Raw genomic sequence first — 14,806 nt, 5'->3', positions numbered from 1 at the left:
CGCCCGCCGAGCGGTCAACACGGCGACCGTCAAACGGTCGGGATCACGACCACGGCCGAGAGCCGTGCATGTCACGGCGGTCCGGCCTTGTACCCCACTCCTCGAACCGTGAGCACCACCTGCGGGTTTTCGGGATCCTTCTCGACCTTGGCCCGCAACCGTTGGACATGCACGTTCACCAAACGGGTGTCCGCGGGGTGGCGATAACCCCACACCTGTTCGAGCAGCACATCACGAGTAAACACCTGCCGCGGTTTGCGCGCCAACGCCACCAACAGGTCGAACTCCAGAGGGGTCAGCGAAATCTGTTCGCCCTGGCGGGTGACCTTGTGCGCGGGCACGTCGATGTCGACGTCGCCGATCGAGAGCATCTCGGCAGGCTCGTCCTCGTTGCGCCGCAGGCGGGCCCGCACCCGCGCGACGAGCTCTTTGGGTTTGAACGGTTTCATCACGTAGTCGTCGGCGCCGGACTCCAGGCCCAGTACGACGTCGACCGTGTCGGTCTTGGCGGTCAGCATGACGATCGGCACGCCGGAGTCCGCGCGGAGCACCCGGCACACGTCGATGCCGTTCATCCCGGGCAGCATCAGGTCGAGCAGGACCAGATCGGGCCGCAGCTCGCGGACCGCGGTCAGCGCTTGGGTGCCGTCACCGATGACCGCGGTGTCGAAGCCTTCGCCCCGCAGCACGATGGTGAGCATCTCGGCGAGCGACGGGTCATCGTCGACAACCAGAATCCTTTGCCTCATGGAGACCATGGTGTCACCGAATTGCGATAAACCCCGGCTACCACACGGCGCGTTTCGCGCTTTGACCGGCGAATCGTGCCGAACGGGGCTAGTGAGCGCCCAGTTCGGCGGCGAGCGCGGCCGGATCGACGTCGGGTCCGGCGACCTTCCAGCGTCCGCACCACTGCGATGCGGCCAGTGCGGCGTAGACGTCGGAGGTGCGTTGCTGCAGCCCGCCGTCGCGTTCGTAGGCGTCTTTGGCCCGGTCGACCTCGGTGTTGGCGCGCCGCTCGGCGCGCTGGGCCGCCAGTTCGATCGGGACGGCCAGCAGCACCTGGGCGTCCGGCCGCGGTAGCGCGAGGCGCTCGTACTCCAGTGCACGCACCCACTCGACGACCTCGCCGTCGGCGCCCTGATGAAGGCGCGCGGCGCTGTAGGCGGCGTTCGAGGCGACGTAGCGGTCCAGGATGACGACGTCGTAGGCGTCCTGCAGACGTTCGATCTCGGCTCGGGCGCGGGCACGGTCGAGCGCGAACAGCACCGCCATCGCGTACACGGAATCGGCGAGGTCGCCGTGGGATCCGTGCAGCGCCTCGGCGGCCAGGTCGGCCTCCACCGATCGGCCGTAACGCGGGAAGGCCAGGCTCGTCACCGTCCTGCCGTCGGCTTCGAACGCGGTTCGCAGACCGTTGGTCAGCGTGCGCTTACCGGCTCCGTCGACCCCCTCGATGACCATCAGCACGGCTGTGAGACTAGCGATGTCCGATCGCCGGCCGCGGCATCAGACGTCGTGTTCGGCCGGATCGGTGTTTCGCGAGATCGCCTCCAGACGTTCCAGATCGGCCGGGTGAAGGCCGGGTTGCTCCGCCATGGCGTCCATCAACAGTCGGATCTGGCGATCCAGCGCGGGTATCAACTCCCCGCGGCCCTCGCTGCGAGCGTGCTCGATGAGCATGCGGAGCACGCGCAGCACGGTGGCCACCACGTTGGGCTGGCCGACCGAGCTCTGGCGGATCTGGTCGAAGGCGTGCGCGACGTACTCCTCGTGCGACAGATCCCAGGGGCGAACGAGGATCCTGTCGTCGGGTCCGCAGACCGACTGCGGCGGCATGTCCGCCGTCAGCAGTTTGCGCATGAGGCTGCCGAGTCTCAGCACCACGTCGGCCGCGGTGGTCGGGTCGTTGATGGCGGGGCTGAGCGCACGCAGCGCGATGTCGACCAGTTGGCGGATCCCGAAGTCGACGTCCTGCTGCATGGTGCGGATGTCGGCCACTTCGACCGTCGACATCAGCCTGCGCTCGACGCGTTCGGCGTCGGGGGGAACCGGCCACAGCGTCATCAGCACCTCACCCTGGTGGATGTAGGCGCCGGTCCGGGTTTCGAGCCGCACCACGGTCGCGGGCGGGACCGCCGCCAGGATGTACCTGCTGGCCGACTGGGTGACCCAGCCGTCGCTGCCGGCGTGAACCGTCAGATGTTGTTCGGAGTCCGGTGTCGGCGGGTGTGGGGCCGGTGTCTCCATCCGCGTCTGCCGCGCCTGCTCGTCGATGACCTCGTCGGCCTCCGTGGCAATGGTGCGCACCACCTCCCCGACCTGCAGACCGTATGCCAATCGGTTGAGGTAGGCGATGATCAGCAGCACCGTCACCACCGCCAGTACGACCGCCGTCGTCATCGACACCCGCGGCGCATTCGACATCGGGTCCCCGCTGATATGGCGAAGGGTCAGCACACAGAAGACGAAGGTGCCCACCAGCAGGCCGATGACCAATTGGCTGAGCCGGTCGCGGATGAACGACCGCATCACACGTGGTGAGAACTGGCTGCTGGCCAATTGCAGGCTGACCACCGTGAGCGAGAACACCACCCCTGCGGTGGTGATGGTGGCGCCGGCGACGGTGCTCAGTAGCCATGTCGCCGCGTTGCTGTTCATTTCGAGGGTCAGCGGGAGTGAGGTGTTCACGCCCACGATGTCGTCGAGGTAGGCCGTCGCCTCCGCCAGGGCAATGCCGCCCAACAGGACCAGCGCGGGCAGCGCGAACAGACTTTCGCGAAAGTGGTAGAGCGCTGTGGAGATCCGCAGTGCCGAACGCGGAGCGGGACGGCGCATCATCCCGACGTTTCCGAGTGACGTTGCACCGCAACGGGTTCCAGGTTGTCGGCGACGGGGGTTTCGTAGGGCACGGCTAGCTCCGGTGCCCGATGAAAGGGTCGACCAGACGCTGTGCGTCCACATCCGGCCGTTGAGGTGAGGAACTGCTCGGGGTCACCATGAATCCTCCCGGGGTCAAAAGCACGTGTTTCACCGGATACCCGGCAGCGGCGGTGGGTACCACGTTTTCGATCATGCTCGGAAGTGTCGACGACCAGGCTGCGGGTAGTCCTCGAAAGCCAAGCCGAAACCGAACGCGAAGGGGATCCGTGATGTCTGACTGGCAGTCGTTTTTCGTTCCCGCCGTCCCCTTGCTCGACGGTGTCCTGCGCGGCACCGTCACCTTTCTCGCGCTGCTCGTCCTGATGCGGATCGTCGGCCAGCGCGAGTCCGGGGGCCTTGGCATCACCGACGTGCTAATCATCGTGCTGGTCGCCGAAGCCGCGGCGCCGGCGCTGTACACAGACGAGACGACACTCATCGACAGTTTCGTCGTGATCGTCACGATCCTGTTCTGGAGCGTGGCGGTCGATGCCATCGCGTACCGGTTTCCGTTGTTCGCCCGCGTCGTCAAGGCGCATCCCAAACCACTGATCCGTGACGGGAAGCTGAACCGCCATACCATGCGTCGCGAGTTCATGAGGCGCGACGAAATCGAGTCGCAGCTGCGACTGCATGGGATTTCCGACGTCGAAGGCGTACAGCGGGCTTATCTCGAACCCAACGGAATGATCAGCGTGCTGCGGCGGGACGGCGCCGAGAACGGACCCGTCGAGAAGCCCGAGGCGCTCTGATTTCTCTACCGGTCCGCCAGGCGGTCGGCGACGGCGATCACCCGTTGGGTCATGTGCTCGAGTGCGGCGTTGACGGCATCGTTGACGGGGGACTTGTTGTCCGGTCCGGTGATGTGGCTGACGCCGTACGGGTTTCCATCGGCGAACTTGAGCTCGTTGGTGTACCCGGGCGGAACGATGATGCCGCCGAAGTGCATCAGCGTCACGTAGAGGTTGATCAACGTGGTCTCCTGGCCACCGTGCGCGGTCTGCGACGACGTGAACCCGGCGTAGACCTTGTCGGCGAGCTTGCCCTGTGCCCACAGCCCACCCAGCGTGTCGATGAAGGTGCGGAAAGGCGCTGCGGGAGAACCGAATCGGGTCGGTGAGCCGAAAATCACCGCGTCGGCCCACACGATATCGTCCCCCGTCGCCGACGGAAGGTCCTTGGTGTCTTCGTAGTTGGCCGACCAGGCGGGGTTGTTCGCGAACGACTGGGGATCGCGGGTTTCGGCGACAGGGCGGAACCGGACCTCGGCGCCGGCCTTCTCCCCGGCCTCGGCAACGGTGCGCGCCATCGCGGTGCCGTGCCCCGTCGCGGAGTAGTAGATCACTGACAGTTTCACCATGATTGGCTCCTTCCGATCGATGTGTGATTGATGAGGGTTCCTCTTTCACCGCCGTCTAATCCACGGTGCTGCGCGCCGACGCAGCCGCTCGCGGGATCTCGCCCGACGACGTGAGGTCTCGGGCGAACCGGACCAAAAGCGTGGCGAGGTCCCGCCGGTCGCCTTCGGGCCAGTGCGCGAATGCGCGCGCGACGACATCGGTGCCCGCGACGTCCATGCGTTGACAGGTCCGGCGCCCCTTGGCGGTCGCGGTGAGCAGTGCGGCCCGTTGGTCGGCGGGATCCGGGCGCCGGCGGATCAGATCACGCTGTTCGAGCCTTCGAACCTGCAATGACATCGTGGACTTGTCCACGCCCTGCCAATGAGCGAGGTCGGAGATCCGCACCGGACCGCTGGAGACGATGGCGCGCAACAGATCCACGTCGATCGGCGAGAAATCCTGTCCGGCCCGTCCGAGCAGCGCGGCGCGCGCATCGGGGCGGTTGGACCACCGCGCGATCTGCCTGATCGCCTCGTACACGGCCCGGTCTTCGCCCTCTTCGTGTTTGGCCACCGCGTCCACACCTGCCTAATAGTTGGTATCTACCAACCAAACATACTATAGTTGGGTAGTACCAACCAACTAGATCAGATAGGAGAGTTTCATGACAGCGACGTTGAACAGAAACCCGCTGGAGTCGATGGTGCTGCGCGTGTACCCGACCTACGAGGAGGCGCAGCGTGTGGTGGATCGACTGTCGGACGAGGGCTTCCCCGTCGAACGTGTGCGCATCATCGGCCACGGCGTCGACAGCATCGAGCAGGTGACCGGCCGGATGACCAATGGCAAGGCCACGCTGACAGGCGCCGCGGCGGGGGCCGGATTCGGTCTACTGTTCGGGCTGCTTTTCAGCCTCTTCGTGCTCGTCCCGACCGGTGTGTTGCTGACGCTGCTGGGCAGCCTGTTGATCGGCGCCTTCTGGGGCGGTGTCTTCGGCTTCATCGCGCACTGGACCACCGGTGGCCGGCGTGACTTCTCGAGCATCTCGGGCCTCGTGGCCAAGAGTTACACGGTGCAGGTCGACGCCCCCTACTTCGACGAGGCCGTTCGCATCGCCGACGGGATCTGAACCGCTCGACGACCGGTTTGTGCCGAACCGCCGGGGGTAGCCCTTCGGCGGCGGCACCCCCTGATCTCGAAGCGATCTAGAGGAGAAAGGACACGAATATGACCCGATATGTCCTCGAGGCCACCGGTTGGGTGGTCACGTGACCAAACCACAGACCTTGATCAGCGCCGTGGCCCTGGCGGTGGGCGTGGGTGCGGTGATCGCGTCCCTGGTGGCCACCGACACCGACGTCGGCGCCGGCCTGACCTTCGGCTTCGGCGCGTTCATCGCGTTCTTCGCCCTGTTGTCGCTACTGGTGCGCAACCGGGCGCCCGACTACTTCGGACTGCTGGTGGTGGGCGTGATGACGTTCCTGCTGCCGTTCCTCGGCGAGGCGTTCGTCAGCGACCGCGGCGCCGCGTGGACCGCCTGGGTCGCGGGCTTCGTCGCGATGGTGCTCGGCGGCGTGGGTTGGCTGCGCTCGACACCACCGGCCGGTCTCGTCGCCCCTGGAGCGCACCCGGCGGATCCCGGTGGGCGCCGCCGCTTCTCCGGCTGGATCGGCAGGCTCGCCCTGGTCGTCGGCCTTGGGACCGCGGTACTGGCCGCAACGGTCGTGCGCTCCTCGACCGTCGGCATCATCGTCATCATCGGCCTGAGCGGCATGGCAGCGGTGATCGGGTTGTGGTCGCTGCTGGCCGTCGACCCGACGCGCGACTATCTGACGCTTGCCGTCGTGGGATTCGCGCTCTTCCTGTCACCGTGGGTGGTCAGGTTCTCCGGAGAGTCCGCGGGCTGGACGGCTTGGCTGTCCGGTGCGTTGCTGACCGCGCTCGGTGTCGCCGGCTACCTCACCGGTGAGTCGTCCGATGCCGCCGCCCCTGCAAGCCGCAACATCACCGAGGCCCGCTGACCGACGCCTCTGCCGCCAGCCCGGTCGGGGCCGCCTCGACAGCGTCCTGCGATACCGGCACCGGCTCGGGTATACACCAAGCAATGTCGACCGAAACGCCTCTGCTGCTGGTGCTCGACCTCATCGGCACGTTCGCGTTCGCTCTCAACGGTGCGCTGGTCGCGCTGCGCGCAACGCGTCTGGACATCTTCGGCGTCGTGACGGTCGGCATGCTCACCGGTCTGGGCGGTGGCGTCATCCGCGACATCCTCTTGGATTCGCTTCCGCCGGCGACCTTCGTCGACTGGCGCTACCTGGCCGTGGCAGCGGGCGGCGGCGCGATCGCGTTCGCGCTCAGCCCCGTTCTCGAGCGATTCACCATGCCCATCACCGTCGCCGATGCCGTGGGGTTGAGCGTGTTCGCGGTGCTTGCCGCGTACAAGGCGCTGAACCTCGACTTCGGCGTGCTGCAGGCGGTCGTCGTCGGCACCATCACCGCCGTGGGCGGCGGGACCATCCGCGATATGGCGATCGGGCAGGTACCCACGGTGTTCCGCAGCGAGCTCTACGCGATTCCGGCGATGATCGGCGCAGCCGCTGCTGCGCTGCTCTACGGCCTGGGCGTCCAAAACATCGCGGCGACCCTGGGCGCCGCGGCCGTGTGCTTCGTGATCCGCATGGTCGGGGTGCGGTTCGATATCAACGCCCCACGGCCCCCCTGGCAACGTTGACGCCGCCGCGAAGGACCTCGGCCCCTTATCGAAGGCGGGAGATCCGGCTAGCTTGGATACGGTGACACAGTCAGGGCGCGCAAACGGAGAGCGCAGACGCGAATCGTCCGCGGCATCGAGGCCGTCGAAGATCGAGGACCCCAAACCGTGGCGCACGGAGGGGCTGCCCAACCAGAGCGAGGACGACGGCGGGAACCGTCCGCGGCCGCGCTGGTGGATCGTGCTGATGTACCTCGGTCTCGGTTATCTGGCGGTATTCGGGCTGCTGTCATTCCAGGACTCGCTGGGCGGTCCGGTCACGGTGCCGTATACGGAGTTCACCACACAAGTGGAGCAGCGCAACGTCGCCGAGGTCTTCTCCCAGGGCGAGTCCATCCAGGGCACCCTGCGTGAGGCCAAACCCATTCCGGGTCAAGATGACTCGTCAAAGACCTACGAGCAGTTCACCACCGAACGTCCGACGTACGCCCAGGACGACTTGCTCACCCAGTTGGAGCAGGGCGGCGCCACGGTTTCGGCGGAACCGCTGAGCACCGACCGCGGGATCTTCTGGAACCTGCTGCTGTCCTTCGCCCCGATCCTGCTGCTGTTCGGGTTCTGGTTCTGGCTGTTCAAGCGCGCCCAGAAGATGGGGGCCGGCGGCGGCGGCGGACTGTTCGGCGTGAACTCGCGCAAGCGTGAGCCCGTCGACCCGGAAACGGTCCGGGCCACCTTCGATGACGTCGCAGGCATCGACGAGGTCAAGGCCGAGATCAACGAGATCGTCGACTATCTGCGCCAACCGGAGAAGTACCGCAAGCTCGGCGCCAAGGTGCCCAAAGGTGTGCTGCTGACCGGCCCACCGGGCACCGGTAAGACGCTGCTTGCGCGGGCGACCGCCGGCGAAGCGAACGTCCCGTTCTTCTCCGCCAGTGGCGCCGAGTTCATCGAGATGATCGTCGGCGTCGGCGCCTCCCGGGTGCGGGAACTGTTCGAGGAGGCCCGCAAGGTCGCCCCGTCGATCATTTTCATCGACGAGATCGACACCATCGGCCGGTCGCGCGGCGGCGGTGCCAGCGTCGGCGGGCACGACGAACGCGAGCAGACGCTCAACCAGATCCTCACCGAGATGGACGGTTTCAGCGGATCCGAGGGAGTGGTGGTGCTCGCCGCGACGAACCGCCCCGATGTCCTGGACCCGGCGCTGCTGCGGCCGGGGCGGTTCGACCGCACGGTCACCGTCAACCCGCCCGACCGCAAGGGCCGCGTCGCCATTCTGCGGGTGCACACCCGCTCGGTGCCGCTCGCCGACGACGTCGACCTCGACAAGGTGGCCGCCGCGACACCCGGCATGACCGGCGCGGACCTGGCCAACCTCGTCAACGAGGCGGCGTTGGCCGCCGCCCGCGACGGGCTGACCCACGTGACGGACCGCTACCTGTCCGACGCTCTGGAGAAGGTCCAACTCGGGACTGCCCGCAACGTGGTGGTCTCCGAGGAGGAACGTCGTCGCACGGCCTATCACGAGGCCGGACACGCGTTGCTCGGCATGCTGCAACCGGGTGCCGACCCGGTGCGCAAGGTGTCGATCATTCCGCGTGGCCACGCGCTGGGCGTCACCTGGTCCACGCCGGAGGAGGACCGCTACGGATACACCGCCGACTATCTGCGCGGGCGCATCATCGGCGCCCTGGGCGGGATGGCCGCGGAAGAGGAGATTTTCGGGGTGGTGACCACGGGTTCTGAAAGCGACCTCGAGACGGCCACCACGGTCGCCCGCAGCATGGTCGGAAGATGGGGCATGTCCGAGCGGATCGGCCCGGTATCGGTGCTGCCCAGGGAAGGCGACCCGCGGATGGGTGGCGTCTCGGACTCGATGCTCGGCGCCGTCGACCAGGAAATCCGTCGACTCATCGACGAGTGCTACGTCGAGGCACGGCGGTTATTGCGCGACAATCGGCGGCGGCTCGAGGGCATCGTCGCGGAGTTGCTTGCCCAGGAGACCCTCGACGAGGCCCAGGTGTACGAGGCCGCCGGCATCTCCAGGGCGGCCACCGCAACGGTGTGACCTCTCAGACGTCGCGCTCGCCGTCCGGTTCGTCGCGTGGCTCGCGCGCAGGTTGGCTGCGACGGTCGGCGGAGCGGGCGATGGCGTGACCGGCGGCCGGCGAGGAAGCCACCATGAAGGCGATGGCCAGAATCGCGAACGCGATGATCGCGGCGTTCTCGGTGGCGATCGAGGACGCCAGCACCGCGATCACTCCGGGACCGGTGGCCAGGCCCTGGGCGTGCAACTGGCTCAAGGTGTCCGGTATCCGCAGCAATCCGTAGACACTGACCGTCAGCAGCACCAGTCCCGCGAACAGCAGCGCCGCACCGACGATGTCGAGCACCAGGGAGATCACTCGAACGGCCCTCCGGATCCGAGGTAGCGCGCGGTCGCGACGGTCGCGACGAACGCGAGCAACGCGAGCGCCACCGCCGCGTTCAGGTAGTAGGGCACGTCGCGCAGATAGCTGACCAACGCCAGCAGCGCCACCAGGAGCACCGCCAGCAGGTCCAGTGCGATGACGCGTTGGAGCACATCGCGCGCCCGCAGCAGTAACAGTCCTCCCGCGACGGTCAGCAGGGTGGTCCAGATCAGGGCGACGACGAGCAACACGGTGGGCATGGCGATCACGGAAAGACGCGGCGCTGCGCGCGCTCGTAGGAAACGGTCTGCTCGCGACGGATGGCGTCGGGGTCGCGGGCGTCCAGGACGTGCAACACCAGCGTGCCCTTCTCGTCGTCGACGTCGACGACGACGGTGTCCGGCGAGAGCCCGACGCGTATCGCCCAGGCCGTCGCCGACGCCGGTGAGCCGGGACGGATCGTCATCGTCACCTGACCGGGCGCCATCGGCCGCAGGCCCAGACAGTGCCGCGACACCGTCCAGCTCGCGCGGCACATGTCGAGCACCGTGACGCCGATCAGCGCGGGCACCCCGGCCATCCGGCGCCACGGCGTCGTGCCGGCCGGCCGGTCCGGCTGCCAGCCCTGTTTCCGCATGGCGGTTCCCGCCAGCACGATCAGGGTCGCGAGCAGCGCCCCGATGAGAATGTCGGCGGGCTCGACGCTGCTGAGCACCATCAGGTAGACGGCGGTCAGCAAGACGATCCGGACCATCGCGGCAATCATGTGGACCTCCCGGTGAGGACTTCGGCGGCGGTGTTGCTGAGGATCAGTAACGGCTCGGGCCACAAGCCCGTGACCACGACGAGAAGAGCGAAGGCGGCCACCAAGGTGCGCGCCGAAACAGGGCTCACCGCAACGGGTTCGGCGGGCGTGAGATCGGTGCGCCAGAACCGCCGCTGGTAGCTGGGGAACATGTAGACCAACGACAGCACGCTGCCGATGAGGAGCAGTACGACCAGGGCCGCACTGTCGGCGGCGATCGCGGTGCGGAACAACTCGAGCTTGCCGACGAAACCGAGCGCCGGTGGCACGCCGGCGACACTGAATGCTCCGATCGCGAACGCGGCGGCCACCATCGGCCCACGCAGTCCGTCGGCCAGAAACAGCAGTCCCTTGTTGAGCGCGTTGACCACGCTGTAGAGGACGGCCGCGGCGAGCCCGATCGGACCGCCCACGCCGAGCGCGACGAGGACGTAGCCGACCTGTCCGATCGCCGAGTAGGCCAGCGTCTCGCCGATGTCACCGCGCGACACCGAGACCACCCCGCCGTAGAGGATCGACGCGACACCGAGCACCACGAGTGCGGTCGCCGCGAACCGCAGTTCCTCGCCGAAGATTCCGGCGCCGAAGCGCAGAAGTCCATAGCCGCCGATGTTGGCGACCGCGCCGCTGAGGATGGCGGCCACGGCGGGCCGGGTTCCCGCGTACACCGTCGGCAGCCAGAAATGGAACGGGAAGAGCCCGAGTTTGACGCTGAACGCGACGAAGTAGCCGACCGCAACCAGCAATGTCGCGTTGGCGCCGACGCCGTGGATGCGCTCAGCGACGTCGGCCATCGCCAACGCACCGGTGATGCGGTACGTTCCCGCGACCGCGATCAGGAACAAGAACGACCCCAGCAGGTTCACCGAGGCGAAGATCAGCGCCGCGCGCAGCTGACGGGCACCGCCGCCGTAGGTGGCCAGAGCGTAAGACGCCATCATCGAGATCTCGAAGAAGACATAGAAGTTGAACACGTCGCCGGTGAAGAACAGCCCCGTCAGGCCTGCCGCCAGCAGCACCACCAACCCGGGAAAGGTGCGGTTCCGCACGCCGACGATGGCTTCGTTGCAGGCCGCGACGAGCAGCACGAGAACCGAGATCAGCGCGAACGTGGCCCCGAGCGCGTCGGCATTCAGCACGATGCCCACTCCGGCCGGCCAGCCGCCGGTCGTCAACTGCCGTCCGCCGTCGGTCACCACCTGCACGGTGAGGACGGCGAGCACGGTCAACGTCGCCGCCAGTGCGGCCACCGCCGACCACGCGACCCAGCGGCGCCGACCGTCCAACGCAACGAGCACCGCACCCGTCGCCCACGGGATGAGCAGGGCCAGCGACAGCGACAGCGAGACCGACATCAGCGCATCACGTCATCTCACTGCTGTCGCGTCGACGGTCGCGCTCGAGTACCTCGTCGTGCGCGATCTCCTGGGCGGCGAGTTCGTCGTGATGCGCTGTGCGCGAGGCGATGACCGCGCGGTGCACGAGGGCGAGCAGCAACGCCAGGGTCGCCAACCCGATGACCAGCGCGGTCAGCACCAGCGCCTGGGGCACCGGATCGCTGACCGGTGCGCCGGCCGGGGGGTCGATCGGAGCCCGCCCGCGTGACAGCCCGGCGCCGATGAGCGTCACCACGGCGGACTGCGAGACGAGCGCGACGCCGACGACGATGCGGATCAGGTCGCGTTGCAGGAGAAGGTAAGCGCCGCAACCGAAAAGCATGGCCGCGGCGACGGCGAACGCCAGGGTCACGACTCCTTATCCCTTCCGTCGTCGGCGGTATCGGTGGCGTGGGCATCGGGTTCGGCCATCTGGTGGAGCAACACCGTCATCACGCCCACGACGAGAAGGAATATGCCGAGGTCGAAGATCAACGGCGTGAACAACTCCAACGATCCGAACGTGGTGACGCGTTCACCGGGGCCGGGTTCATGGCTGAACAACGGCGCGTTGTACAGCACCGGGAAGAACCCGACGGCCAGCGACAAGAGCAGCCCGCCGACCGCACAGTGCGGTGAGTATCGGAGCGGGGGCAACAGGCGCTCGGCGTCGGTGGCTCCGAAAGCCACGTAGCACAAGGCAATTGCGAGCGCGACCACCATACCGGCGGCGAAGCCGTCGCCGACGTCGGTGTAACCCTTGACGATCAGCGCGGCCGCCACCATGATGCTGGGCCCGAGCAGAAGCCGCGCCACCACCCGCAACACCACGCTCGTCCGCCTCACCAGAGTCTGCCTCTCCGCAGCAGAGTCGCCACCCCGACGACGGCGACCAGCAGCACGGTGATCTCCCCGAGCGTGTCCAGGCCGCGGAAATCGCTGATGATCACGGTGACGACGTCCTCGCCGTGTGCGCTCGGCGTGCGCCGGATGTACTCCTCGGCCACCCCGGACATTTGCGTCGGCGCGGACAGGAATCCCCAGATGCTGACGAACGCAGCGATACCCGCGACCCCACCGGCAATCACGTTGCGCCACTGACGAATCCGCTCCGCGCGGTTCGGCGGCGTCGGCTCGACCGGGCCGCTGGACGGGACCCGTTTGGGCAACCGGTTGAACGCGGCGATGAAGACCAGAGTGATCATCGTCTCGACCAGGACCGCCACCAGCGCGATGTCGGGTGCCGCAACCAGGGCGTAGACGGCGGCCAGCGCGAATCCGACCACTGACAGCGCCAGCACCATCCCGACCCGCGTGCCGATCCGGGCGGTCGCCAGTGTGGCGATGGCGACCAGCCCCAGCAGCGGCAGGATCAGCCAGTCGCTTCCGCGTACCGCGCCCACCGCGTACTCGCCGGCCGTCGGCGTCACCGCGAACGCCAACGCGGTCAGCACGCCCGCGGGCACGAGCACGGCTGCGACGCTGCTGCGCAGATCGCGCACCTCCCGGTCGTGGATGGCAGCAGAGATACGCCCCAGCGCGCGAAGGCTTCTGGTGTAAATGCGCAGCGACCCCGCGCGTTCGCCCGCCCGGGCCAGAGCCCGCGCCAGGCTGCCGCGCACCCGGGGCGTGGCGAGCAGCACCGCCGCCAGCGCCCATACGCTCAGCGCCATCAGGTTCGCCGGGCGCGCGTCGAGATGGTAGGCCGGCGACAGGTGCACCGGGGCGGCGTTGGTGACCGAGCCGGCGTCCGCGGCCAGTCCGCTGGCCAGCTGCGGCACCAGCCCTCCGGCCACACTGACCACCGCAAGGACGACGACGGGTGCGGTGAGGACGACAGACACCGCCCGCGGCTGTGCCCGGGTCGGGCCCAGGAACAGCATCATCCAGAAGCGGCCGATGTACGTCAGGGTGAGTACCGCCGCAAGGATGGCGAGCGCGGTCGGTACCGCTCCGGCCGCACCGGCGGCGTCGAAGAAGAGTTCGTCTTTGAAGAACCCGGCCGTCAGGGGCAGCCCCGCCAGGCTCGCGGCCGCGATACCGGCCGCAACGGCGAGCACGGGTTGGCGCCGGCCCAGCCCACCGAGCCGGGACAGTCGATCCTCCCCCGTCGCCATCGTCACCGCGCCCGCGGTCATGAACAGCGCGCTCTTGGCCACACCGTGCGCCAGTACGTAGAACGCGGCCGCGCCCGCCGCGGCCCCGCCGCCGATGCCGTAGAGCATCACGACGTAGCCGTACTGCGAGATCGTCGAGTAGGCCAGCACCTGCTTGAGAACGTCCTGACCCAGCGCGAGCACCCCTCCGACGACGATGGATGCGACGCCGACGACGAACAGGCCGGTCAGCACGACGTCGCTGCGCGCCAGCAGCGGATGTACCCGGCCCAGCACGAGCACGCCCGCCGCCACCATCGCCGCCGAATGTAGATAGGCCGAGACCGGCGTCGGCGCCGCCATCGCCTTGGGCAACCAGAAGTGCAGCGGCACCTGCGCGCTCTTGGCCAGGGCCGCCACTGCGAGCAGCACCGCGGCGACTGTCGTCGTCGTCCCGGGCTCGACCCGCTCGAGCAACACCGGAATCGAGAAGGTTCCGTAACCCGCGTACAACAGCACCGCGGCGATCAGCATCGCCACGGCGCTGGCGACCGTGATCACCAGCGCCATCAGCGCCGCTCGACGCGCCTTCTGTTCGCCCCGGTCGAACCCGATCAGAAAGTACGAGCAGATCGCCGTGATGTCGAAGAAGACGAACAACAGCACGAGATCCTGCGCGGTGGCCAACCCGACCATCGACACGGCGAACAGCACCATCCACGGCCAGAACCGCCACCGCTCCCGCGCCGGCCGGCCTTCGTGCGCCAGGTGCAATGACAGGTACCCGGTCCCGTACCAGAACACGAGCGCACCGATGCCGCACGCCAGCATCGAATACAGGGCGGCCAGACCGTCGAACGAGAAGCTCAGATGCAGGTCCAGCGACGGCACCCACGACACCGTGAACGACCCGCCGCCCGCGAGCCACCCCCACAGGCAGAGCACGAACCCGACGAGCGCGATCGCGCCCGACGCCCATCCCTGCCAGTCCAGCGGCATCCGCGGACGGTTCGACGCGACACCGATCCCCCCGCTGCTGGAGGTTTTGGCCACGAGGTGCTCCTCGTCGACGGACGGACGGACTCCGGGCGGTACCGCTTACATCGCCTCATCATCATTACCCGCGCCGCCGGAATCTACGCGGGC

Annotated in this window: 17 protein-coding genes; 5 read left to right on the top strand and 12 right to left on the bottom strand. The window is 67.8% G+C overall.

The genetic code is table 11. From position 1 onward, the window contains the following. Positions 1-71: 71 nt before the first annotated feature. The 3 genes from mtrA to AU198_RS02455 form a co-directional block, all read right to left on the bottom strand. Positions 72-758 carry a two-component system response regulator MtrA gene (mtrA, locus tag AU198_RS02465; RefSeq protein ID WP_064345844.1) on the bottom strand — a complete coding sequence of 229 codons (687 nt, stop codon included), beginning with the start codon at positions 756-758 and terminating at the stop codon, positions 72-74. 79 nt (positions 759-837) lie between these two features. After that, positions 838-1,470: a dTMP kinase gene (locus tag AU198_RS02460; protein WP_064345843.1), complete on the bottom strand. Its 633-nt coding sequence runs from the start codon at positions 1,468-1,470 to the stop codon at positions 838-840. Between the two features lie 39 nt (positions 1,471-1,509). Then, on the bottom strand, positions 1,510-2,841 hold the full coding sequence (locus AU198_RS02455; protein WP_502689254.1) for a DUF2254 domain-containing protein: 1,332 nt from the start codon (positions 2,839-2,841) through the stop codon (positions 1,510-1,512). Positions 2,842-3,152: 311 nt separating this feature from the next. Here AU198_RS02455 and AU198_RS02450 point away from each other — a divergent pair, with 311 nt between their 5' ends. Continuing rightward, positions 3,153-3,674, top strand: a complete 522-nt coding sequence (locus tag AU198_RS02450) for a DUF421 domain-containing protein (protein WP_064345842.1) — start codon at positions 3,153-3,155, stop codon at positions 3,672-3,674. Positions 3,675-3,679: 5 nt separating this feature from the next. Here the strand turns inward: AU198_RS02450 and wrbA are convergent, their stop codons facing one another. Both wrbA and AU198_RS02440 read right to left on the bottom strand, forming a co-directional pair. Then, positions 3,680-4,282: an NAD(P)H:quinone oxidoreductase gene (gene wrbA, locus AU198_RS02445; protein WP_064345841.1), complete on the bottom strand. Its 603-nt coding sequence runs from the start codon at positions 4,280-4,282 to the stop codon at positions 3,680-3,682. A gap of 55 nt (positions 4,283-4,337) precedes the next feature. Then, entirely contained in the window at positions 4,338-4,835 is a 498-nt protein-coding gene (locus AU198_RS02440; RefSeq protein ID WP_197415995.1) for a MarR family winged helix-turn-helix transcriptional regulator, read from the bottom strand. Positions 4,836-4,926: 91 nt separating this feature from the next. Between AU198_RS02440 and AU198_RS02435 the strand changes: the two genes are divergently transcribed. The 4 genes from AU198_RS02435 to ftsH all read left to right on the top strand — a co-directional run bounded on the left by AU198_RS02435 (position 4,927) and on the right by ftsH (position 9,040). Next, a complete protein-coding gene (locus AU198_RS02435) occupies positions 4,927-5,391 on the top strand; it encodes a YflT domain-containing protein (protein WP_064345839.1) in 465 nt (154 codons plus the stop codon). Between the two features lie 139 nt (positions 5,392-5,530). Continuing rightward, positions 5,531-6,283 carry an SPW repeat domain-containing protein gene (locus tag AU198_RS02430; protein ID WP_064345838.1) on the top strand — a complete coding sequence of 251 codons (753 nt, stop codon included), beginning with the start codon at positions 5,531-5,533 and terminating at the stop codon, positions 6,281-6,283. An 83-nt stretch (positions 6,284-6,366) separates the two neighbouring features. Beyond that, positions 6,367-6,993, top strand: a complete 627-nt coding sequence (locus AU198_RS02425) for a trimeric intracellular cation channel family protein (protein WP_064345837.1) — start codon at positions 6,367-6,369, stop codon at positions 6,991-6,993. Between the two features lie 61 nt (positions 6,994-7,054). After that, positions 7,055-9,040 (top strand): ATP-dependent zinc metalloprotease FtsH, encoded by a 1,986-nt coding sequence (ftsH, locus tag AU198_RS02420; protein ID WP_064345836.1) that lies wholly within the window; start codon positions 7,055-7,057, stop codon positions 9,038-9,040. A 4-nt stretch (positions 9,041-9,044) separates the two neighbouring features. Here ftsH and AU198_RS02415 read toward each other — a convergent pair whose 3' ends face one another. From AU198_RS02415 to mbhE, 7 genes are read right to left on the bottom strand one after another with little or no spacing between them, the layout of a single operon-like run. Continuing rightward, the gene (locus AU198_RS02415) at positions 9,045-9,377 is read right to left on the bottom strand and encodes a cation:proton antiporter (protein WP_064345835.1); all 333 of its coding nucleotides are present in this window, start codon (positions 9,375-9,377) and stop codon (positions 9,045-9,047) included. Next, complete coding sequence (locus AU198_RS02410) at positions 9,374-9,643, bottom strand: monovalent cation/H+ antiporter complex subunit F (RefSeq protein WP_064346028.1); 270 nt, start codon at positions 9,641-9,643, stop codon at positions 9,374-9,376. Before AU198_RS02410 ends, AU198_RS02415 begins: the two co-directional genes overlap by 4 nt. 5 nt (positions 9,644-9,648) lie before the next feature. After that, complete coding sequence (locus tag AU198_RS02405) at positions 9,649-10,137, bottom strand: Na+/H+ antiporter subunit E (protein ID WP_197415994.1); 489 nt, start codon at positions 10,135-10,137, stop codon at positions 9,649-9,651. Between the two features lie 8 nt (positions 10,138-10,145). Beyond that, a complete protein-coding gene (locus AU198_RS02400; protein ID WP_064345833.1) occupies positions 10,146-11,543 on the bottom strand; it encodes a complex I subunit 5 family protein in 1,398 nt (465 codons plus the stop codon). Between the two features lie 7 nt (positions 11,544-11,550). Further along, entirely contained in the window at positions 11,551-11,937 is a 387-nt protein-coding gene (locus tag AU198_RS02395; protein WP_064345832.1) for a sodium:proton antiporter, read from the bottom strand. Next, positions 11,934-12,410, bottom strand: coding sequence for an MnhB domain-containing protein (locus AU198_RS02390; protein WP_197415993.1), 477 nt, complete (start codon positions 12,408-12,410; stop codon positions 11,934-11,936). Before AU198_RS02390 ends, AU198_RS02395 begins: the two co-directional genes overlap by 4 nt. Then, a complete protein-coding gene (gene mbhE / locus AU198_RS02385; RefSeq protein ID WP_197415992.1) occupies positions 12,407-14,713 on the bottom strand; it encodes a hydrogen gas-evolving membrane-bound hydrogenase subunit E in 2,307 nt (768 codons plus the stop codon). Before mbhE ends, AU198_RS02390 begins: the two co-directional genes overlap by 4 nt. Positions 14,714-14,806: the final 93 nt, after the last annotated feature.

The organism is Mycobacterium sp. GA-1199 (assembly GCF_001500045.1).
Taxonomy (GTDB): domain Bacteria; phylum Actinomycetota; class Actinomycetes; order Mycobacteriales; family Mycobacteriaceae; genus Mycobacterium.
Note: the sequence above shows the minus strand (reverse complement) of the source record. Positions and strands in the feature narration are given on the sequence as shown.